The organism is Burkholderia sp. BCC1998, from assembly GCF_905339875.1.
Taxonomy (GTDB): Bacteria; Pseudomonadota; Gammaproteobacteria; order Burkholderiales; family Burkholderiaceae; genus Burkholderia.
Map to the genome: position 1 here is coordinate 425,213 of NZ_CAJPHE010000004.1, position 21,968 is coordinate 447,180.

20 protein-coding genes are annotated in these 21,968 nt (G+C 67.9%); 12 read left to right on the forward strand and 8 right to left on the reverse strand.

Annotated elements, in window-relative coordinates; genetic code table 11:
* Positions 1-147: 147 nt before the first annotated feature.
* The 3 genes from U5A56_RS10570 to U5A56_RS10580 form a co-directional block, all read right to left on the reverse strand.
* The gene (locus tag U5A56_RS10570) at positions 148-1,344 is read right to left on the reverse strand and encodes a phosphoglycerate kinase (RefSeq protein ID WP_124521091.1); all 1,197 of its coding nucleotides are present in this window, start codon (positions 1,342-1,344) and stop codon (positions 148-150) included.
* Between the two features lie 279 nt (positions 1,345-1,623).
* Complete coding sequence (locus tag U5A56_RS10575) at positions 1,624-1,947, reverse strand: AzlD domain-containing protein (RefSeq protein ID WP_006761763.1); 324 nt, start codon at positions 1,945-1,947, stop codon at positions 1,624-1,626.
* On the reverse strand, positions 1,944-2,699 hold the full coding sequence (locus tag U5A56_RS10580) for an AzlC family ABC transporter permease (RefSeq protein WP_124486923.1): 756 nt from the start codon (positions 2,697-2,699) through the stop codon (positions 1,944-1,946). Before U5A56_RS10580 ends, U5A56_RS10575 begins: the two co-directional genes overlap by 4 nt.
* 207 nt (positions 2,700-2,906) lie before the next feature.
* Here U5A56_RS10580 and U5A56_RS10585 point away from each other — a divergent pair, with 207 nt between their 5' ends.
* The 6 genes from U5A56_RS10585 to U5A56_RS10610 all read left to right on the forward strand — a co-directional run bounded on the left by U5A56_RS10585 (position 2,907) and on the right by U5A56_RS10610 (position 7,485).
* A complete protein-coding gene (locus tag U5A56_RS10585; protein WP_047898927.1) occupies positions 2,907-3,830 on the forward strand; it encodes a branched-chain amino acid transaminase in 924 nt (307 codons plus the stop codon).
* A 50-nt stretch (positions 3,831-3,880) separates the two neighbouring features.
* Positions 3,881-4,075 carry a zinc-finger domain-containing protein gene (locus U5A56_RS10590; protein WP_006749970.1) on the forward strand — a complete coding sequence of 65 codons (195 nt, stop codon included), beginning with the start codon at positions 3,881-3,883 and terminating at the stop codon, positions 4,073-4,075.
* A 141-nt stretch (positions 4,076-4,216) separates the two neighbouring features.
* Positions 4,217-5,254 carry a lipopolysaccharide heptosyltransferase II gene (gene waaF, locus U5A56_RS10595; RefSeq protein WP_321922160.1) on the forward strand — a complete coding sequence of 346 codons (1,038 nt, stop codon included), beginning with the start codon at positions 4,217-4,219 and terminating at the stop codon, positions 5,252-5,254.
* Positions 5,255-5,369: 115 nt separating this feature from the next.
* Positions 5,370-5,816 (forward strand): nuclear transport factor 2 family protein, encoded by a 447-nt coding sequence (locus tag U5A56_RS10600; RefSeq protein WP_096507184.1) that lies wholly within the window; start codon positions 5,370-5,372, stop codon positions 5,814-5,816.
* Between the two features lie 33 nt (positions 5,817-5,849).
* On the forward strand, positions 5,850-6,887 hold the full coding sequence (locus U5A56_RS10605; RefSeq protein WP_044844510.1) for a hydrolase: 1,038 nt from the start codon (positions 5,850-5,852) through the stop codon (positions 6,885-6,887).
* Positions 6,880-7,485 carry a DUF2946 family protein gene (locus U5A56_RS10610; RefSeq protein ID WP_321922163.1) on the forward strand — a complete coding sequence of 202 codons (606 nt, stop codon included), beginning with the start codon at positions 6,880-6,882 and terminating at the stop codon, positions 7,483-7,485. The genes U5A56_RS10605 and U5A56_RS10610 overlap by 8 nt, the downstream gene beginning before the upstream one ends.
* A gap of 30 nt (positions 7,486-7,515) precedes the next feature.
* On the opposite strand, the gene U5A56_RS10615 is transcribed toward U5A56_RS10610, so the two are convergent.
* Positions 7,516-9,210 carry a M48 family metalloprotease gene (locus tag U5A56_RS10615; protein ID WP_321922165.1) on the reverse strand — a complete coding sequence of 565 codons (1,695 nt, stop codon included), beginning with the start codon at positions 9,208-9,210 and terminating at the stop codon, positions 7,516-7,518.
* 274 nt (positions 9,211-9,484) lie between these two features.
* Here U5A56_RS10615 and moaC point away from each other — a divergent pair, with 274 nt between their 5' ends.
* The 6 genes from moaC to U5A56_RS10645 all read left to right on the forward strand — a co-directional run bounded on the left by moaC (position 9,485) and on the right by U5A56_RS10645 (position 17,566).
* Entirely contained in the window at positions 9,485-9,973 is a 489-nt protein-coding gene (moaC, locus tag U5A56_RS10620; protein WP_044844513.1) for a cyclic pyranopterin monophosphate synthase MoaC, read from the forward strand.
* Positions 9,974-10,188: 215 nt separating this feature from the next.
* Complete coding sequence (locus U5A56_RS10625; protein WP_321922167.1) at positions 10,189-12,876, forward strand: type VI secretion system Vgr family protein; 2,688 nt, start codon at positions 10,189-10,191, stop codon at positions 12,874-12,876.
* The gene (locus tag U5A56_RS10630) at positions 12,869-13,738 is read left to right on the forward strand and encodes a hypothetical protein (protein WP_124521085.1); all 870 of its coding nucleotides are present in this window, start codon (positions 12,869-12,871) and stop codon (positions 13,736-13,738) included. Before U5A56_RS10625 ends, U5A56_RS10630 begins: the two co-directional genes overlap by 8 nt.
* Before the next feature lie 79 nt (positions 13,739-13,817).
* On the forward strand, positions 13,818-14,966 hold the full coding sequence (locus tag U5A56_RS10635; RefSeq protein ID WP_321922200.1) for a glycosyl hydrolase: 1,149 nt from the start codon (positions 13,818-13,820) through the stop codon (positions 14,964-14,966).
* A 70-nt stretch (positions 14,967-15,036) separates the two neighbouring features.
* The gene (locus tag U5A56_RS10640) at positions 15,037-16,335 is read left to right on the forward strand and encodes a glycosyl hydrolase (RefSeq protein ID WP_321922169.1); all 1,299 of its coding nucleotides are present in this window, start codon (positions 15,037-15,039) and stop codon (positions 16,333-16,335) included.
* A gap of 31 nt (positions 16,336-16,366) precedes the next feature.
* Entirely contained in the window at positions 16,367-17,566 is a 1,200-nt protein-coding gene (locus tag U5A56_RS10645; protein WP_321799232.1) for a hypothetical protein, read from the forward strand.
* Positions 17,567-17,650: 84 nt separating this feature from the next.
* On the opposite strand, the gene U5A56_RS10650 is transcribed toward U5A56_RS10645, so the two are convergent.
* The 4 genes from U5A56_RS10650 to U5A56_RS10665 all read right to left on the reverse strand — a co-directional run bounded on the left by U5A56_RS10650 (position 17,651) and on the right by U5A56_RS10665 (position 21,769).
* Positions 17,651-18,358, reverse strand: coding sequence for a TonB family protein (locus U5A56_RS10650; RefSeq protein ID WP_321922172.1), 708 nt, complete (start codon positions 18,356-18,358; stop codon positions 17,651-17,653).
* A 62-nt stretch (positions 18,359-18,420) separates the two neighbouring features.
* Complete coding sequence (locus U5A56_RS10655; protein WP_321922174.1) at positions 18,421-20,199, reverse strand: PglL family O-oligosaccharyltransferase; 1,779 nt, start codon at positions 20,197-20,199, stop codon at positions 18,421-18,423.
* Positions 20,200-20,370: 171 nt separating this feature from the next.
* Positions 20,371-20,967 (reverse strand): pilin, encoded by a 597-nt coding sequence (locus tag U5A56_RS10660; RefSeq protein ID WP_321922176.1) that lies wholly within the window; start codon positions 20,965-20,967, stop codon positions 20,371-20,373.
* 97 nt (positions 20,968-21,064) lie between these two features.
* The gene (locus U5A56_RS10665; protein WP_321922178.1) at positions 21,065-21,769 is read right to left on the reverse strand and encodes a TerC family protein; all 705 of its coding nucleotides are present in this window, start codon (positions 21,767-21,769) and stop codon (positions 21,065-21,067) included.
* Positions 21,770-21,968 lie beyond the last annotated feature (199 nt).

Sequence of the window (21,968 nt, forward strand, 5' to 3'; positions counted from 1 at the left end):
GCTGCATGGCCGCGTCGCCGGCGGCCGCCGGTGCGCGCGGGGTTGAGTTCGCCCGCGCGGGCGCGCGTTTGCGCTTGCCCGCGCCGGCCGGCTGCTCCGCTTTCGCGGAGCGCGCGGCCTTCGTCACCCCTGCGCGCGCCGCCACGCTCAGGCCGCCCGCGTTTCGAGCACTTCCACCGCCGGCAGCTTCTTCCCCTCGAGGAACTCGAGGAAGGCGCCGCCGCCCGTCGAGATGTAGCTGACCTGGTCGTGGATGCCGTACTTCGCGATGGCCGCGAGCGTGTCGCCGCCGCCCGCGATCGAGAACGCGGACGATTTGGCGATCGCTTCGGCGAGCGTCTTGGTGCCGTTGCCGAACTGGTCGAACTCGAACACGCCGACCGGGCCGTTCCACACGATCGTGCCGGCCTTCTCGAGCTGGCTGGCGAGCGCGCGGGCCGTATCCGGGCCGATGTCGAGGATCATGTCGTCCGCTTCGATGTCGGCGACCTGCTTCACCGTGGCTGCTGCCGTCGGCGAGAATTCCTTGGCGGTGACGACGTCGCTCGGGATCGGCACCGACGCGCCGCGCTCGCGCGCCTCGTCGATGATCGCCTTCGCCTCGGCGACGAGATCGGCTTCCGCGAGCGACTTGCCGATCGACAGGCCGGCCGCGAGCATGAACGTGTTCGCGATGCCGCCGCCGACGATCAGCTGGTCGACCTTGCCGGCCAGCGACTTGAGAATGGTCAGCTTGGTCGACACCTTGGAACCGGCGACGATCGCGACCAGCGGACGCGCCGGATTGCCGAGCGCCTTGCCGAGCGCGTCGAGTTCGGCGGCCAGCAGCGGGCCCGCGCACGCGACGGGCGCGTACTTCGCGATCCCGTGGGTGGTCGCTTCCGCGCGGTGCGCGGTGCCGAACGCGTCGTTCACGTACACGTCGCAGAGCTTCGCCATCTTCTGGGCGAGCTCGTCCGAATTCTTCTTCTCGCCCTTGTTCACGCGGCAGTTCTCGAGCAGCACGACCTGGCCCGGCGCGACGTTCACGCCGTTCTCGACCCAGTTCGAGACGAGCGGCACGTCGCGGCCGAGCAGTTCGGCGAGACGCTTCGCGACCGGCGCGAGCGAGTCTTCCGGCTTGAATTCGCCTTCGGTCGGACGACCGAGGTGCGACGTGACCATCACGGCCGCGCCGGCGTCGAGCGCGGCCTGGATGGCCGGCACGGACGCGCGCACGCGCGTGTCTTCGGTGATGTTGCCTTGATCGTCCTGCGGGACGTTCAGGTCGGCGCGGATGAACACCCGCTTGCCGGCGAGCTGGCCGGCGGCGATCAGGTCGGTAAGACGCTTGACTTGGCTCATGTTGAACAGATTGAAGTAGTGGATGGGGAAAGGGGGTTCACGCTGGACGTGCGCGGGCTGCCGCGAAAGGGCGCCGGATGCGGCCGTGGCTGGCGGTTCGCATGACGCGCACGGGTAAAAAATCTCGAACGGGCATTCTAGCCGATCCATCCGGCAGACTGACCCGTGCGGCGGCGAATTCCGCCTATTTGGGATCGCGCGTGGCCGTCGACACATTGCCGCAACGCAGCAATGTGCGCGCGCCAGCGGCCGGCCCCGGCCGGCCGGCGCGGCGATTCGTCAGAAGATCAGGCGCAGTACGGTGAAGACGAGCATCCCGATGACGATCGTACCGAGCATGCTGCGCCGCCACAAGAACCAGCCGAGGCCGGCGAGCGCCGCGTAGAACGGATGGTTGGACAGCGCGAACGACAGCCCGGCCGGCGTTTCGAGCACGTCGGGCAGCACGACCGCGACGAGCGCGGCGGCCGGCGCATAGCGCAGCGCGCGCTGGGCGCGCTCGGGCAGCACGGTGCGTTCGCCGCCGAGCAGGAACAGCGCGCGCGTGACGGCCGTGACGATCGTCATCCCGACGATCACGATCCAGATCTCGGTCGCGCTCATTCGATCTCCTTCTCGTGCACGGTTTCGGTACGGATGCGCCGCCAGTCGGCCCGTTCGACGAAGAAATCGGCCATGCTGCCCGCCGCGAGCGCGGCCAGCACCGCGATCGGCAGCGCGAGCCGGTACGGCAGGTCGAACGCGACGAGCGACACGATGCCGGCGACCGCGACGGCCGCGAGCGTCGAGCGGTTCGCGACCGCCGACACCATGATCGGGATCAGCGCGAGCGTGCCGGCCAGCTCCAGCCCCCAGCTCGCGGGAACGAAGCTCGCGAGCAGGATGCCGGCGAGCGACGACGCCTGCCACGACGCCCAGCTCGCGAGCGCCATCCCCCAGAAATACGCCTCCTTGCCCGGCACGTGGCCGTTCGCGAAGCCCTGTTTCTGGAACAGCAGGTAGATCACGTCGCCGTTGAAATAGCCGATCGCGAGGCGCCGCCACAGCGGCAGGTAGGAAAAATGGGGAGCAAGCCCGGCGCTGAAGATCACGAAGCGCAGGTTGACCATCGTGGCCGTGAGCAGGATCGTCCAGATCGGCAGCTTCGCGACGAGGAGCGGCAGCACCGCGAGCTGCGACGAGCCCGCGTAGACGAAGATCGACATCGCGCTCGCCTGCCCGAGCGTCATCACCGACTTGCTCATCGCGACGCCGGTGACGAGCCCCCAGGACAGGATCGCCATCAGGGTCGGGGAATAGTCGCGCGCGCCCTGGATCAGCGCGAAGCGGTCGGTGGCGGACAATCGAGCGAGCATGGGAAAGCGGGCCGCAGCGGGCGGTTCGTCCGGGCTCCGGCGTCTCCCGCCGGCACGGCCCGTCGTCATTGGAATCGGTGCCGGACGATTATAGCCCCGGCCCTCGGCCGACCGACCGGCTCGACGCCAAATGACGCTAAAATATGCGTCTTTCCGGCTCAACGCTGCACACAACCCGCAGCACCTCACCGCTTCCAGGAGAATCCTATGTCAATGGCCGACCGCGACGGCAAGATCTGGATGGACGGCAAGCTGATCGACTGGCGCGACGCCAAGATCCACGTCCTGACCCATACGCTGCACTACGGCATGGGCGTCTTCGAGGGCGTGCGTGCGTACAAGACGGCCGACGGCAGCACCGCGATCTTCCGTCTGCGCGAGCACACCAAACGTCTGCTGAATTCGGCGAAGATCTTCCAGATGGACGTGCCGTTCGACCGGGAAACGCTCGAAGCCGCGCAGCTCGAAGTCGTGCGCGAGAACAAGCTCGAGTCGTGCTACCTGCGCCCGATCATCTGGGTCGGCTCGGAAAAGCTCGGCGTGTCGGCGAAGGGCAACACGATCCACGTCGCGATCGCCGCATGGCCGTGGGGCGCGTACCTCGGCGAGGAAGGCCTCGCGAAGGGCATCCGCGTGAAGACGTCGTCGTTCACGCGCCACCACGTGAACGTGTCGATGGTGCGCGCGAAGGCGTCGGGCTGGTACGTGAACTCGATCCTCGCGAACCAGGAAGCGACCGCCGACGGCTACGACGAAGCGCTGCTGCTCGACGTCGACGGCTACGTGTCGGAAGGCTCCGGCGAGAACTTCTTCCTGGTGAACAACGGCAAGCTGTACACGCCCGACCTGTCGTCGTGCCTCGACGGCATCACGCGCGACACGGTCATCACGCTCGCGAAGGACGCCGGCATCGAGGTGATCGAGAAGCGCATCACGCGCGACGAGGTCTACACGGCCGACGAGGCGTTCTTCACGGGCACGGCCGCCGAAGTCACGCCGATCCGCGAACTCGACAACCGCACGATCGGCAGCGGCGCGCGCGGCCCGGTCACGGAAAAGCTCCAGTCGGCGTTTTTCGATATCGTGTCGGGCAAGAACGCGAAGTACGCGCACTGGCTGACGAAGGTCTGAGTGCGCTGCGCCACCGACCGCCCCACAATAGAGTGATAAGAGAAAGTCTCATGAGCGAAATCAAGGAAATGCCGCTGGTCGAGCTGACGGCCAAGGATCTCCCCGCCTACTGCCCGAACCCGGCCATGGCGCGCTGGAGCGCGCACCCGCGCGTGTTCATCGACGTGTCGCACGGCGAGGCGCGCTGCCCGTACTGCGGCACGCGCTACAAGCTGCGCGACGGCGAGGTGGTCAAGGGCCACTGAGCCCCGGCCGGCCGGGCCCGCGGGCCCGCCGCACGCAAGGCGGCGCAGCCGGAATCCCGGCGCGCCGCCCTTTTCCTGTTCTGACAACCCGAACGCGGTGCCTGTGCGCCGCGCTTCATTACGACATCGGAAGTCGACCTGATGCGTCGAGCGCTGGTTATCGCACCGAACTGGATCGGTGACGCATTGATGGCGCAGCCGCTTTTTGCGCTGCTGAAGAAGCTCCATCCCCGCATCGCGATCGATGCCGTCGCGCCCACCTGGGTCGCGCCCGTGCTCGAGCGGATGCCCGAGATCCACGATGTCTACGCGACCGACCTCGCGCACGGCAAGCTGCAGCTGCTGCGCCGCTGGCAGCTCGCGAGCGACCTGCGCGACGTCGGCTACGACGCGGCGTACGTGCTGCCGAATTCGCTGAAGTCCGCGGTGATCCCGTGGCTCGCGAACATCCCGCTGCGGATCGGCTACACGGGCGAGCACCGCTACGGCCTGCTGAACGTGCGGCACGCGAACCCGGACAAGTCGGCCGAGCGAGCGCCGATGACGACCCACTACGCGGCGCTCGCGTATGCGCCGGGCGCGAAGCTGCCCGAGTCGATGAAGACGCTGCCCGCGCCGCGCCTCGACACCGACCTGAACGAGACGGCGCGCGTGTCCGCGCGTTTCAATCTCGATACGCGCAAGCCGCTCGTCGTGTTCTGCCCCGGCGCGGAATACGGCCCGGCCAAGCGCTGGCCGCCCGAGCATTTCGCGACGCTCGCGACGATCGTCCACCAGTCGTTCCCGTACACGCAGATCGTCGCGCTCGGCTCGCAGAAGGATGCCGCCGCCGCGCAGGCGATCGCCGACCACGCGCCGAACGTGCGCAACCTGTGCGGGCAGACGTCGCTGTCCGAGGCATGTGCGCTGATCGCGCGCGCGAACGCGGTCGTGACCAACGATTCGGGGCTGATGCACGTCGCGGCCGCCTTGCGCCGGCCGCTCGTCGCGCTGTACGGATCGACCGATCCGCGCCACACTCCTCCGCTGTCTGACCTGGCGAAGGTACAATGGCTGCATCTCGAATGCAGTCCCTGCTTCGAACGCGAGTGCCCGCTCGGCCATCTGAAGTGCCTGCGCGAACTCGGTCCCGAGCAGGTATTCGGCGATTTGCGCGGCATGCTCGTCGGGCAGCGCTGACCCTGGCCGGCAGCGTCGCACGACGCGCCGGGCAATCCGATTCACCGGTGTACGGCGGCTCCATCCGGGCCGCCGTGCTGAATACGGCGCGCGACGCGCGCGAGAGATAACCCCGATGCCACGTTTTGCCCGCCTTTTCGAAGCCGCTGCCGATACGCTGAACGCCTACTACCAGGCCGTCGCCGATGCCAATCTCGACGCGCTGCTGGGGTTGTGGATCGACGAGGACTTCGCCAGCTGCGTCTGGGCCGACGGCGAGCATCTGCACGGCCTCGACCAGATCCGCAGCGGGCTGGCCAACCGGCTCGCGACGCGCCCGGTGACGATCGAACCGCTCGACATCCGCGTATACGACAGCCTCGGCACCGTCGTCTACACGATCGCCGAAGCGCATCAGCAGGCCGACCTGACGGCCGATCCCGACATGGTTTTTGCCACGTACGTGATGATTCACGAACGCGGCGAGTGGCGCATCGCGCATATCCACGCGAGCCCGATTCCTGAACAGGCGGCCGGACAATTCGCCGCGAAGATCCGTCACGGGCAGGGTCCGCTGCACTGACGAAGAACGAAGCAACGCATTAGCGGGGCGATCATGAGTACGGCTTCTCCGCCCACCTCGCCGCTGACCGGGGCCCCGGCCCCCGACGACGATTCACTGCGCTATCGCGCACCGCGCTGGCTGCCGAACAGCCATGCCCAAACCATCGTGCCCGCGCTGTTCGCACGGCGTCCGGCGGTCGCGTACCGACGCGAGCGATGGGAAACCCCCGACCACGACTTCATCGATCTCGATTGGGTCGCGCATCTCGACAGTGCCGCGCCGCCGCCCGACGCGCCGCTGTTCGTGCTGTTCCACGGCCTCGAAGGCAGTTCCGGCTCGCACTACGCGCTGGCAATGATGGCCGCCGCGCGCGCGAAGGGCTGGCACGCGGTCGTCCCGCACTTTCGCAGCTGCAGCGGCGAACTCAACCGGCAGCCGCGCTTCTACCATCTCGCGGACAGCGCCGAGGTCGACTGGATCCTGCGCCGGCTCGCCGCGCGGCATCGCGGGCCGATCGTCGCGGCCGGCGTGTCGCTCGGCGGCAACGTGCTGCTGCGCTGGCTCGGCGAGCACCGCAGCGACACGTCGATCGTGCACGCGGCCGCCGCGATCTCGACGCCGATCGACGTGCACGCGGGCGGCCGCGCGCTGTCGCAGGGCTTCGCGATGGTCTATACGCGCAGCTTCCTGAAGACGCTGAAACGCAAGGCGCTCGCGAAGCTCGACCAGTATCCGGGGCTGTTCGACCGCGACGCGATGCTGCGGGCCGTGACGATGCGCGACTTCGACGAAGTCGTGACCGCACCGCTGCACGGCTTCGCCGACGCCGACGACTACTGGACCCAGGCCACGACGCGCCCGCTGCTGCCCGCGATCGACGTGCCCACCTTGATCCTCAACGCCCGCAACGATCCGTTCCTGCCCGAATCCGCGCTGCCGAGCGCCGCCGACGTGTCGCCGGCCGTCGAGCTCGACCAGCCGGCGGACGGCGGCCATGCGGGATTCATGACCGGGCCGTTCCCCGGCCGTCTCGACTGGCTGTCGGCGCGGGTGTTCGGCTATTGCTCGAAATTCGTCGACCATGGATGACATCGTCAGGCAGGCCCTCGCCAAGTGGCCGAACGTGCCGCACTGCACCGGCTGGCTGCTGCTCGACCGGCGCGGCGAATGGCGGCTGCGCGACGACGCCGCGCAGGCCGCCGGCGAGCTCGGCTCGCCGGTCCGGCATGCGGCGCTGAACGCGTTCATCGGACGCAACTACGAATGCGATGCGCACGGCCAGTGGTTCTTCCAGAACGGGCCGCAACGCGTGTACGTCGAGCTCGCCTATACGCCGTGGGTCGTGCGCCTGGCCGAGCGCGACGGGCAGCTCACGCTGGCCGACCAGACCGGCGCGCCGTTCGAGCCGGACGCCGCATGGCTCGACGATGCGGGCGGCGTGCTGTTGCGCGCGCCCGGCACGCCGCCGCGCATCGCGGCGCTGCACGACCACGACCTCGGCCTGTTCGCCGATCACGCGGACCTCGACGCGACGCCGCCCGTGCTGCGCTGGCGCGACGGGCGCACGCTGCCGCTCGGCAGTCTCGCCCGTGCCGACGTGCCGGCGACGTTCGGCTTCGTCGCGAGTCCCGCGCAGCGGGCGCACGATACGTCGGGCGCGCCGAACGGCGGCAGCACCGGAAGCTGAAGCGCAAGCGCCCTGCCCGCCTGACGGCCGTCATCCGCGGCCGTTCTTCTCGTCCTCGCGCTCTTCCTTGTAGCGCGCCTCGAATTCCAGCAGCCGCGCGCCGATGATCGACTGGTCGTAGAACGACACGTCCTTCGCGTCGCGCGCCTCCTTCAGCTGGCGAATCGCCGACGGCCACGCGCCGTCGAGCGCCAGCTTCTCCGCGAGCGCGCGGCGCCGCGCGAGCACGTCGCCACGGCCGTCGCTCGCCTTCGCGAGGTAATCCCACCAGTCCGGCTGCTCGGGGTCCGCCCGCGTCTGGGTGCGCGCGAGCGCCTGCGCGTCGGCGAAGCGGCGCGCGGCGATCAGCGCCTGCAGGTGCGCGACGATCGCCGCATGCGACGCCGGCCAGCGCCGCTGCGCGAGCGCCGCGAGCCGCACCGCGTCGTCGGTCCGTCCCGCGCGGCGGGCGATGTCGGCCGCAAGCACGTCGAGGCTCGGCGAACTCGTCGCCGGATCGTCCGCGCGCCGCTCGCGCGCGTCGAACGCGGCGCGCGCCGACGCGAGCGCCTTGTCGGCCGCATCGTACTGGCCGAGCAGCGTGTTCGCGAGCGCGATCCCGTACGCGTTCGCCGCTACGTTCGGTGCCGTCCGATCGTCGAGCTCGAGCTGCATCCGGCGCGCCTCGGCCGCGATGTCGTTCGGCGCGCGGTTCTGCAGAATGCGCAACCGCGCGCGCACGAAGCCATATTCGGCCGACTGGTGCGGCTGCCGATACGGCGCGCGGCGTGCGCGATCCTCCATGTCGGCGATCCGCTCGCCCGTCAGCGGGTGCGTGCGCGCATAGGCCGGCACGCCTGCGTCGCCCATCGACGTGCGCTCGAGCCGTTCGAAGAAGCCCGGCATCCCGTACGGGTCGTAGCCGGCACCGGCGAGCAGCTGGAATCCGACGCGGTCGGCTTCGCGCTCGGCCGACCGCGAGAAGCGCAGCTGGTTGTCGACCGCATAGGCCTGCCCGCCCATCGCGATCGCGCTGCCGAGATCGCCGCTGCGCGCGAGCACGCCTGCCAGCACGCCGAGCAGCATCGTCGCGAGCGCGGTGTAGCCGGTCTTCTCGTTCGCGCCGATCATCCGCGCGATGTGCCGCTGCAGCACGTGGCCCATCTCGTGGCCGACCACCGATGCGAGTTCGGATTCCGTCTGCGTCGTGACGACCAGCCCGCTGTTGATGCCGATGAAGCCGCCCGGCATCGAGAACGCGTTGATCTGCGGATCGCGCACCGGGAACAGTTCGAAGTCCGGCATGTAGCCGCCGATGTAGCGCGCCGCCGCAGCCGCCGCGAGCCGCTTCGCGATCGCGTTCAGGTAATCGCGTGCGAGCCAGTCGTCGAGATAGTCCGGATCGCGCCGCACCTCGCGCATCACGCGCTCGCCGAGACGGCGTTCGGCCTGCGGCGTGAGCGAACCGCCGGAGCCGTCGCCGAGGTCGGGCAGCTCCAGCGTGCGCAGCGGCGCGCGCAGGCTCGCGCCGGGCGCGGACGCGCCGTCGGCGCCGGCAAACCGGCTTTCCGCGCCGCCGTAGGTGCCGAACACGCCGGTCGCGATGCCCGACGGCACCGTGGAGATCGACGGCGAGGCGCCGGTCGCCGGCTCGAGCGGCTGCGCGGAGGTGCGCTGTGCATGGCCGCTCGGCGGCAGCACGAGCGCCGCCGACAGCAACACGGCAAGCAACTGTTTGACACGCATGGCAGGATGAAAGCGACGCCGCACCGCGCGCCGGGCGCGCATTGCGGCGTGTGGTCTGAATATTCGGGTCATTGTACCGGCGACCTCGCAACTGTCCCGTGTGGCAAGTGCGCCATCTGCGCGCCCGGTGCCGCGAAGGCCACTGCTATGATAGGCGCCCGTTGAAACGTTGGATCGGATCGGGGTGCGGATACGGGATTCGGCGCCCCGGCCGGTCACGAAGCAGGATCGAGTGACGTGCTCGCGCGCGCACGCCGTTCCACTGGAGCAAGACATGTCAGGACTGACCCATTTCGACGCTGCCGGCCACGCACACATGGTCGACGTCGGCGGCAAGCAGGAAACGCAACGCATCGCGATCGCGCGCGGCACGATCCGGATGCTGCCGGCGACCTTCGCGCTGATCCGCGACGGCAAGGCGAAGAAAGGCGACGTGCTCGGCGTTGCGCGCATCGCCGCGATCCAGGGCGCGAAGCGCACCGCCGACCTCATTCCGCTGTGTCACCCGCTCGCGCTGACGCGCGTGGCCGTCGACTTCGAACTCGACGATGCGCTGCCGGGCGTGCACTGCGTCGCGCAGGTCGAGACGTTCGGGCGGACCGGCGTCGAGATGGAAGCGCTGACAGCCGTGCAGGTCGGGTTGCTCACCGTGTACGACATGTGCAAGGCGGTGGATCGCGGGATGGTGATCACCGAGGTGAGCGTGCGGGAAAAGCGCGGCGGGAAGTCGGGGGACTGGAAGGCGGAGGATGTCGCGGGCTGAGCGGCCCGGGCCTGGTCGATCCGGCCTGAACCACCCACGCCCGACCATTGCCCGACCGGATGGCGTGCGCACCCTGCCCCGTCAGGCCGACGCGCCGACCGCATTTGAAATGTCGTTGAAAGGCAAATTCGAGATAGCTGGCGTTTATCTCATACAATTGGCGGATTCCGCACGGGAGAGCGTGCGACCCAGCACAAAAAAAGCGAGCACGGGTGATGAATTCGCAAGCATTGAGAAACGCACGTCTGGCCGGGCCGATCCAGGACGAACGACTTGTCCAGCTAGAGACGCCGCTCGGCCCTGACGTCCTGCTGCCCCATCGCGTCAAGGGACGCTCCCGGCTCGGGCGTCATTTCGAGTTCACCGTCGACGCCGTGTCGGTGTCCGACGACATCGAGCTCAAGAAGCTGATCGCGCAGCCCGTCACGCTGCGAATCCAGCAGCCCGACAAGTCGTACGCGCCGCACCACGGGTACGTGCACGCTGCGCGCCGGCTCGGGTCGGACAGCGGCCTCACGCACTACCAGATCGTCTTCGCGTCGTTCCTGCACTTCCTGAAGTTCCGCCGCGACCAGCGCATCTGGCAGGACAAACCCGCCGACGAGATCATCGCCGACGTCCTGAACCAGCACCCGCAAGCCAGGGGCTGCTTCGACTTCAGGCTCTACCAGCCGCTGCCGTCCCGCTCGTTCTGCATGCAATACGAGGACGACTGGAACTTCGTGCACCGCCTGCTGGAATCGGAAGGCCTGTACGGTTTCTGGGAGCAGGCGCAAGACGGCAAGTCGCACACGCTCGTCGTCGTCGACCGGATCGACGCGCTGCCCGCGCTGTCGCCGCAGACCGTGCGCTTTCATCACGCCGGCGCACGCGACGAGGCCGACACGCTCGTCCAGTTCTCCGGCACGCGCACGCTGCGCAGCGTCGAGCGTACGACGCGCACGTTCGACTACAAGCAGCCGCCCACCGCATCGAATCCGAAGGCGACTCATCTGCCGACGATCGCGAACCAGGGCGACTTGCCGCAGCAGCTCGAAGTCTACGAATACACCGGCGCCTACACGTACCCCGAACAGTCTCGCGGCGACCATCTGTCGAAGCTCTGGATGGAACAGCAGGAGTCGCTTGCGAAGCGTTTTCACGGCATCGGCGGCGTCCGGCGCATGGATGCGGGACGCACGTTCGAGCTCGCCGATCACCCCGAACACGACAAGGACGACGCGGGCCAGCGCCGGTTCGCGGTGATCGAGACGGCCTGGCTGATCGCCAACAACCTGCCCGTCGCCGACCGACAGGCCGCGTTCCCGCACAGCCTGCAGGCCGACATCGGCGCGCTCGTGCGGGCCGACGTCGCGGACCTGTCGTACGTCCGGCATCCGGACGGCAGCGAGGGTATTTTCCAGGTCAGCATCGAGGCGCAGCGCACGACGGTGCCGTTCCGCAGCCCGTTCGAGCACGCGAAACCGCCGATGCATCTGCAATCCGCGATCGTCGTCGCACCGCAGGGCGAAGAAGTCCACACCGACGCGCTCAACCGGGTCAAGGTCCGATTCCATTGGGACCGCCTGAACGACGGCGACGAGAAGGCGTCGTGCTGGCTGCGTGCCACGGCATCGGATTCCGGAAACGGCTATGGTGCCGTTCATCCGCATCGCAGCGGCGAGGAAGTGCTGGTCGACTTCCTCGGCGGCGACTGCGATCGTCCGATCATCGTCGGCAAGGTCTACAACGGTGCGACGAGCCCGCAATGGCACAGCAACGGCATCCTGTCCGGTTACCGGTCGAAGGAATATGCGGGTGCCGGCTACAACCAGCTGGTGCTCGACGACGCGACGTCGCAGAACCGCGTACACCTGTACAGCAGCCAGGCCAACACGCACCTGCACCTGGGCTACCTGATCGACCACACGGGCAACGATCGCGGCGGCTATCTCGGCAGCGGCTTCGACCTGCGCTCGGATGCATACGGCGCGGTGCGCGCGAGCCGCGGGCTGTACGTCACGACGCACCCGAAGCAGCCGGCAAGCCAGCCGCTCGACGTGAAGGAAACGCAACAGCAGCTCGTCCGCGCGGAAGGCCTGATGGAAACGATGTCGGAGGTCAGCGCGCAGCATCAGGGGGAGTCGCTCGACTCCGGCCACACGGCGCTGAAGCAGTTCAGCGATGCGACGCAGAACAGCGTGAGCGGCAGCACCGCGGGCGGCAGGACCGCCGGCGGCGGCACCGGCACGGCCAACGCGTTCAAGGAGCCCGTGATGCTGTTCGGCAGCCCGGCCGGCATCGCGCTGTCGACGCAGCAGTCCGTGCAGTTCGCCGCGGACCGGCACGTCAACCTGGTCAGCGGACAAAGCACGCACGTCGCGGCCGGCAAGTCGCTGATCGCGAGCGTCCTCGACCGGATCAGCCTGTTCGCGCAGAACGCAGGCATGAAGCTGTTCGCCGGCAAGGGCAAGGTGGAAATCCAGGCGCAGGCGGACAACATCGAACTGACCGCGCAGAAGGCGCTGAAACTGGTGGCGGCCACGCAGTCGATCGAAGGCGCGGCAGCGAAGGAAATCCTGCTGACTTCCGGCGGCGCCTACATCCGCATCGCGGACGGCAACATCGAGGTGCACGCGCCCGGCAAGATCGACATCAAGGGTGCGCAGCACCTGTTCAACGGCCCCACGCACCTGTCGCAAACCATGCCGACGCTGCCGAACTCGAGCGGCAACTACGACCAGGCGTTCATCGCGCACTGGGCCGGCACCGACATTCCGGTCGCGAATACGCGATACCAGATGTTCTCGAACGGCACGCTGATCTCGGAAGGCGTCACCAACGCGGCAGGCGAGACCGGGCTCACGCAGAGCCACGTGCCGCACGACGTCGTCGTCAAGTTCTTGGGGAAATCGAATGGCTGACGTGCAACAGAAGGACAACGTGCTGGGTACCGGCGCGGGGATGCTGACGCCGACGGGGTACAAGGATCGGCCGAAGGTGGCGATCAATATCTGCGACAAGCATGTGACGCCGGCACCGAAATGGATCGTCGGCACATGTCCGTTCTACTATCGGCCACTTCACGGGGCCTATATGGAGACGGTCGAGAAGGTCAGCATGTCGAGCATCTGGTCGACCATCAAGGGTTTCGCGCTGTCGTGGGATCCGTGGACCGACTCGAACGTGGCGCACCGACTCCTGCACCGGCGCGAGGAACTGATCAAGATAGACAGCACGAATTCCGACTGGTCTCGTCACGGCAACTTCATGATGCGTCACGTCGGATGCGGACATAAGCCGCCGGATTACTACATCAGCTACGGCTACTACTATTGCTCCGACTATGGCAAGAATCTTTACCCTCGACTCAGCCCCCAGGGAAAAGCGTGGTTGAACAAAGCGCGAAAACTGCTTCAGGTCAACATGGAAGACGGCCTGAATCAAAACATGGTGGGCAACACGATCCAGATGGCCAGCCCGACGCCAGGAAACGGTAGCGTCGATATGACGTGGCCACAGTTCGAGTTGGAAATGGACACCGAAAAGTTCAAGGAATTCGCATTCAAGACGCACCCGATGGCCTACCTCGACGGCGGCTTGGCGGATCTGCCGATCATGGATCTCGTCAGGATCGGAATGCGCCCGAACATTCAGGAATGGGGCGACGGAAGAACGTGGGGACAGGCGCGCGACTCGGCCATCCCCGTTCTGAGGAACAAGGCCGAGGAATGGGACGTCGATGATCCGGTCGGCAAGGCACTCGGAAGACTGCTGGTGAAGTGACATGCGAAAAAGCAAACGATGGCTTTTGATCGCGGGATGCGTTCTTGTTCTGCCGATCGCTATTTACGGATATACGGAAATGACTTCAGGGTGGGAAACGGTATCGACCGAATTCATGCGCAACGACAAGCCGTACGGCGCAGGCGCATTTCGCGTACAGCGCAACGACTTCATGTCGTTGAAGGTTGCAAGACCGGAACTCACGTTCAAGCCGGAAAGCGAGCAGAAGAACCCGGACGTCGCGGAGTTCGCCGAACCGTGGATGGACGATTCAAACGAGCGGCTGAACCGGTCCACCGTCAGTTTCCTGCGCGGCACGCTGGGCGGCAGCGTCGTGCGCCACTTCCAGCAACCGGGCCAGACCGCGTCATGGTGGTACTCGCCCGACTGGCGGGTCCTGTACGTCAGTACCGGCTGGATGGACTACAACGCACCTCGCCCCGACGACGGCGCGGTCCTTCAGACTACGAGGCTTTGGAAATCGAGCGACGGCGGCCAGCACTGGTCCCAACTCCAATGGCCTGCGGATCACAACATCGGCCGATTGCTGTTCATCGATGCCCAGCGTGGTTACGCGATCGGCTGGGGACCGCGCGTCTGGCGAACGACAGACGGCGGCCAATCGTGGCAGGAAATCAAGGCGCCTCCGGGCGCAATCATCCCAGGCAAGCCGCGCAGATCATTCGATGGAGTCGCCCTCGGCCCGGACGGTACATTGCGCGTCGCCTATCTGGCCAACGAGCCCGGTTATCCGCAACCGACCAGCATCGTCAGCAGGCTCGACTGGGATCAGCCGGACTTCGCCCATGAAGCCGAGCTACCCGGCCACGTCGTCGGCCTCGAAGCACCGCCAGCACCGTATCGAGACTACCCGCTGTATGTGCTGTCACGCGCGGCCAATGCATCCGGCGACAACCGCGATACAGGAGGCATTTCGACCTGGACCAGCGAGCATCCTGATCGCATCCGGCAGTTGCACACGTTCGAGGACCGCTTGACGCTCAACGGGCTGAGTGTCGGGCGCAACGGCGTTCTGCTTGTTCACGCAACCGATCCAAACACCGCAAACGGCGGCGGCTCGCCCATCGACCTGACCATCAGCAGCACCGATGGCGGCAAGACCTGGCAGCAAACCACCGACAAGGCCTCGCAGGGCGGTTACTTCGACCCGGAAACGAATACGCTCTATTCGGTGTTCGCCTACACGCTGCGGAAACGACAATTCTGATCGCCGCCTGGCACGCGTGCCGCGGGCCGCGTCCGCAGAATCGGACAACGCCCGCGGCACAACCGGCCTCATGCCCTCTCCGTCGACTTCAATGCGCAATCGATCCCGGCTGAAGCGGCTGGCCGCCATCACGATCGGCAGCATCGTACTGATTCTGCTGTACGAAAACACCGGCCCCCGATGGCAAACCGTTTCGTCGCAGATCACATGGCCCGACCCGCCGACAGGCATCGGTGATTTCTACATCACCGGCAACGAAATCATGTCGCTCACGGTCGCCGATCCCGTGGTGGCGCTGAAGCCTGCCGACGAGTGGAAGAATCCGACGGTTGCCGAGCCCACCGAAGCATGGATGAACAACGCGGGAGAAACCCTCAATCGGCGGACCGCGAATTTCTTCCGCGGCACGCTCGATCGCGGACTGCAGCGCAGCTTGCAAGCGCCCGGCCAACACATCGCGTGGTGGCATTCGCGAGACGGTCATGTCCACTTGATCAGTGCCGGCTGGATGAGCTACACATCGCCGCGTCGCGCGGACGACCTCAACCCGCAGCAAACCCGTGTCTGGAAATCGCTCGATGGCGGCCGCCGCTGGTCGCAGCTCGAATGGCCCGAGCACGAAGATATCGATCAGCTCCTCTTCATCGACGCGCAGCGCGGCTACGCGATCGGCCGGGGCCCGGCCGTCCGGCGAACATCCGACGGCGGCGACTCCTGGCAGCGGATTGCACTACCGCCGAATGCAGTCGTCCCCGGTCTGCCCCCGCGCAACTTCGAAGCGGTGAACCTCGGCCCCGACGGCACCCTGCGAGTGGCTTACCATGTCGATCGGTCGGCGACGGCCCCCGCTCGCAGCGTCGTATATCGGCTCGCGCCGGATCAGCAGACGTTCGTTCCCGACGCCGTCCTGCCGAACCAGACCGTCACCCGACTCGCGTCAACACCGGCCACGACCGGCGGTTACACGCTTTACGCGCTGTCCCTCCTCGACAACGGGAGCGGTGACGATACTGCGCCGGACGGCGCACACCGGACCGGCGTGCTTTCGACGTGGGCGGCCACGCACCCCGAGCGCGTCCGGCAAGTGACCACGTTTGACAGGAAGCTCATCGTGAGCGACCTCGACGTGGGCCGCGACGGCCTGTTGCTCGTCTATGCGACCGATCCCGGGCAGGCAACCGACGATCCACCGATCCCCCTGATGGTCAGCAGCATTGACGCAGGTAGGACCTGGAAACAGAAGGTCGACGAGATCGTCCATAACAGCCGGTACTTCGATCAGGATACGAACACGCTCTATTCGCTGCTCGATGAAAGACTGGAGAAGCTGTCGTTCCCTGTCCGAAATGCCACGGCCTCACAGGACTGAATCCCCTCGCTACGCCCGGAGACTCCATTCGATGAACAACTCGATACATCGCGCCGCACTCGCGCTGTGCGTTGTCGTATCGCCCGTCGCCTTCGCCGCCAGCCCCTGCCCCGCCGCCGACACAGCCGCGCGCGCCGCCGTCGACGCGCAACACCGCGTGCAGCAAGTGCGTAATCCGCAAGGCGACGGCGGTGGCACCGTCGACGTGTCGCCGCCCTTGCGCGATGCGCTTCGCGCGTACAAGCAGGCGCTCGTCGGCGCGATCGACGCGCGGCTCGCGTGCAGCGGTGAACTCGTTGAACCGGCGGCGCTGAAACGCGCGCTCGCGGCAACGCTCGGCGTACCCGCCCAACCCGCCCAGCCGAAAACCGGCGAATCGGCGTTCGGCCGCAACGCGGACGTCGACGTCGCGCGCGACGGCACGTCCCGTCCGCTGCTCTTCGTGCGCGCCGGCTTCGACATCGCGTGCGGCGACGATAACCTGCTCACCGCGTACGCGTGGGAAAACGGCGGCTGGCGGCGCGTGCTGCGCTGGCAAGCCGACGACTACAAGGACATCGGCGGCGCCTACGGCGGCGGTTTCTGGTTCGGTGCGTTGCCCGGCGGCCAGGTGGCGATCGTCCATGGCACGCCGTGGTGCTCGTCGCGCTGGAGCCGGTTCGGCGCGGACGTGGTCGCGCCAGCCAACGGCACGGCCGCGCAACGCACGCTGTTCCATACGGATCACGGCTACGTGCTCGACGACGACGCGCTCCGCTTCAAGGTGCGCCCCGACGGCTTCGAGATGCGCACGACGGTCGGCTCGCGCGACAGCGACGTGATGACGCGGCCGGGCATCTTCCGCTACCGCGTCGACGGCGACACCGTGCAGCGCGTGCAGCCCGTCGCGCTCAACGGACGCGATTTCGTCGACGAATGGCTGAACGTGGACGATGCGCTCGCGCGCGAGTGGAGCGAACCGGCGGCCGCTGCGGTGGCGCTGAAGGCCCGGCAAGCGTTCAATGCCGAAAGCAAGGCGCCCGATGTCGGGTTCGCGTACGGTCCGGTACGCGGCTGCTCGGACGGCAAGGATCGCTTCCAGGTCGAACTGGACCTGACCGGCAAGGATGGAAACACGGTGGCGCGGCGCTACGCGCTGATCCGCCAGGAGCGCAACGGGTTCACGATGCTCGGGCTACGCAACGCGGCCGCCCCGGCTTGCCATGGCGCAAACCTGATGCCGCGGCACTGAACCGCAGCGGCATGGCGGCACCGGAGAGGAAACGACGGCACGCGGCTGGCGCGACACGGCATGACCAGCCGCGTGGCCCGCCCATCACTCGCCGCGACGCGGCTCGAACACGAACGGTTGCGTGAGCAGGAACGGATTCGCGGTGGCGCCGGTCTGCGCGCACGTCGCATGCGTCATCGCGTCGACGGCCGCGCGGTCTGCCGCGGCATTGCGGCTGCTCGTGGTCACGGTGACGTTCTGGGCTTCGCCCGAGGTCGTCATCAGCGCGCGCACGAGCACGGTGACGGGACGCGTGAGCGGCTTCGCGCCATCCGGGTAGACGGCGCGCGGAATGCGGCAGGTCAGCTTGCTTTCCTGCGACGACGACAGCATCGCGCAGCCGGAAAACAGCACGGCGACGGCAGGCAGGATCAGGATGGTCGAGCGAAGAGCCATGGTCGAATATCGTTCTTGAGTACTGTTGTTGCGGAAGATTGCCGCGCCGGCCGACATCGTCCGGCCGCATCGCGTGCATCGCCCCGCGCCGCGGCCATCGGACCGGCGCCCCGTTGCGGCCGCACGACCGATGGTTGCCCGGTCGCGATCCTGCTTGGCGGGTTCCCGGAGATCCGGGGGCAGCGTTCGTGCCGGCAGCCCGCTCCGGGCGACCATGCACGCGAACGCTTTCGCGCATTGTGCACGCGCCGCCTCGCGCGTGGCGGCGATTTGACAATGGTTGACGCGAATCGCGCCGTATCCGGCGGGCATCCATTCTTCGCGGGAAGCAATCGCCGCACCGTCCCGGGCCGCCATCGCTCCCCTGCTTCACCGCAATCCGACCGACGCCGGGATTCCCCGCCCGGCGCCGCGCGGCGTCACTCCGAATCGTCGTCCGAGTCGTCGTCGTCCGCGTCGGCCGGGACTTCCCCGTACTTCGCGACCACCGCCGCCTTGAACGCCTTCAGCGCCGGCTGCTGGTCGCACAGCTTGTACAGCAACGCAAGCTGCTGCGGCCAATCCTTCAACTCCTTCGCGAACACATGCAGGCGCGCAACCGTATCGAGCGCGTCGGCGTCGCGGCCGGCCAGCGCCTGCAGCGCCGCATAGCGGCGCAGCACCGTCTCGCCGGGCAGCAGCGCGATCGCGCGCTCGTGCGCGACGAGCTTGAGCGGCAGGTTGTCCGGCGAAATCGTCAGCAGCGTGGCCGCGCCGTAATCGCCCCACGCGCCGAACAGCCGCGACGGCGCGTCGCGGTACTGCGCGGCCGGTTCGCTGCCGTAGTACAGCACTTCCGCGCGCTGGTAGTCGCGCAGCACGGGCACTGCCGCCAGCACGCCGCCGACCGACAGCACCGCGAACAGCCCGAACGCCACGCGGCCCGGCAGGATACGCAGCGGCTTCACGTCGAGCAGGCCGATCACGAACATCGCCGGCAGCAGGAAGAACATGTATTGCTGCGGATATTCGACGAGCGCATGCATCAGCAGGATGCCGATCAGCGCGAGGCCGAACACGCGCGTGCTCGACTGCGGCGCGCGCACCGCGCGCACGAACCATGTGACGAGCGCGACGACGAGCACGCCGAGGCCGACGAGGCCGGACTTCGCGAGCAGGTCGATGAAGATGTCGTGCGAGTTGTTCGCGATCTCGACACCGCCGAGCGTACGCACGAGCGCGAACTGATGCGACGGGAATTCGCCCCAGCCGACGCCGAGCAACGGATGCTCGCGGAACATCGCAAGCCCGTACTTCCACAGCGCGAGGCGCGGCGCGATCTGCCCCGCGTCGCGCATCCGGTCGGCCGCCGACTCGGCGAGCCCCAGGTGGAAGTGCACGTTGGCCCAGCGCACCGCGACGTTCACCGCGACGAAGATCACCGCGAGCGCGACCGGCATCAGCCATGCGCGGCGGTTGCCCGGCGCGCGGCGCGACTCGATCCATGCCATCCAGAAACCCGCGACGACCAGCACCGCGACCTGCAGCCACGGGCCGCGCGACACCGTCAGCGCGAGCCCGACCGACAGCGCGATCGACAGCGCGAGCCACGCCCATGCCGCGAGCCGGCGCGTCTGCGCCAGATACAGCGCGCCCGCGAGCGCGAACGCGATGTAGGTCGCCAGGTGGTTCGCCTGCGCCATGTTGCCGTACGGGCGGCGATCGACCGCGATGTTGTACACGACGACGAACGGCGACACCGCGGACTCGAGATGGAACAGCTGAACGATCTGGCTCGCGACCGCGAACACCCCGCCGACGAGCAGCGCGCCGGACATCATTCGCGCGACGGCTTCGGCGAGCCCCTCGCGCCCGAGCGTGTAGCCGGCCTGCATCGCGACCAGCGCGGCGGCCAGATAGCCGACCGCCAGCCAGTTCATCGACGGCACCTTCAGCGGCATCAGCGCGACCTGCGCGATCAGCACCGCCGCGAACCCGAGCGGCGCGACGAACGCGGCCGGCGCGGCGAACGGCTCGGCCGGGCGGCCCGTGCGCGCGAGCAGGACGACGGAGAGCCCCACCAGCAGATACAGCACCAGCGCGGCAAATTCTGAATAGAAGGTTGGAATCGGATACGTGTGATTCGTGATCGAGTACGGCACGATCAGGGCGACAGCCAGCGCAACGAGCGGCAACGAACGGGAAAAAGTAGAAGGCATGAGCGAACCGGATGTCAGCAACCGGCGCACTATACAAAACTTTCCCCGCTCTGTGCGGGCCCGTCGCACCGTCACCCGACGCGGCGCGACCGGTGCGACCGGCGCAACCCGCCGGCACGGCGGGCGCCGTGCCGTGCGGGCGGCCCCGCACTGGCCGGCATGCCCCCGCCCCTACGCGCGGCATTCCGCCGGCGCATATTTCGCGGGCAACGTCGCGGCCTCCGCCGGTAGCGGGCCCGCGCCCGGCGCCGGGAGCGACGACGCAGCCTTGCCGGCGGCAAAGCACTCCCATGCGATCGCGCCGGCCTGCATCGAGCCCTTTTTCAGCGGTACGCGCGCGGTCGGCGTATCGGCCTTGTCCGGCGCGGACGGCACCAGGACGAGCGTATTCGCGCCGGCCGCGGCGACGCGGGCGGTAAACGCCACCGTGATCTGGCCCGTGTCGCCGTCGATGACGACGGATTCGACGTTGCGGGTGCCGGCCGGCGGGCTGTAGCCGCCATCGAGGCCCGCGCCGCTCGCGGCATTGTCCGCGACCGCGAGCCGCGCGGACGACGCGAGCGCGAGCCCCTCGCCGACGCGCGAGCGCGCGAGGTAATCCTGGTACGCGGGAATCGCGTAGGCCGCGATCACGCCGACGATCGCGAGCACGATCATCAGCTCGATCAGCGTGAAGCCGGCCGGCCGCCAGCGCGGCGCCGGCCGGCGCGCGCGCCGCAGATTGGCGGCGATGCGACGGAACAGGGAAACGGAAAAGGCTTCGAACATGACTGGCTCCGGAAACGAAAAACGCCTGCCGGATCAGGCAGGCGTTTCGATCGTAGCCAGCGGGCCGCGGCCCCGGCAGTCGGCCGGGCGGCCAACGTCAATGCGCGCGCGGGACGCCGCGGTGGCGCCGGAGCGCGTAACCCGCGGTGACGACGAACAGCGCGCCGGCGATGCTCGCGCCGTAGATCGCGGCCTGCGTATCGAGTACCGGCCAGCGGTCGCCGACCGGGTCGTGCACCATCAGCCCGCCGGCGATCCAGCCCAGTAGCCCGGCGCCCAGCGCGACGACGACCGGAAAGCGGTCGAGCAGCTTCAGCACGAGCGTGCTGCCCCACACGATGATCGGCACGCTGACGACGAGCCCGAAGATCACCAGCGCCAGCCGGTGCGACGGATCGGCCTGCTCGGCCGCGCCGGCGATCGCGATCACGTTGTCGAGGCTCATCACTGCGTCGGCGATCACGATCGTCTTCACCGCGTCCCACAGCCGGTCGGCCGGCTTCACGTTGTCGTGCGCATCGGCGTCCGGCGCCATCAGCTTGACGCCGATCCACAGCAGCAGCAGGCCGCCGCCGAACTTCAGGAACGGCACGTCGAGCAGCACGACCGCGAATGCGATCAGCGCGACCCGCAGCAGGATCGCGCCGGCCGTGCCCCACACGACGCCGCGCAGCCGCTGGTTGGCGGGCAGGTTGCGGCATGCGAGCGCGATCACGACCGCGTTGTCGCCGCCGAGGAGAATGTCGATGATGACGATCTGAAACACCGCGCCCCAGTGGAGCGACGTCAGGAATTCAAGCATGAGCAGTATCGGGTGATCGGGTGCGGGGCAACGGCTGTCGAACAGGCGGCCCGGGTCAATGCCGGGACATGCATCGCGCAGCCCCGGGGCTTACAAATTCATTGCGCGAGCATAACAAAAAACGCCGGCGAAGCCGGCGTTTTCTGCAGGACGAACCCAGGGGAAATATTACAGCGCCTTCTTCAGCAGACGGCCCATC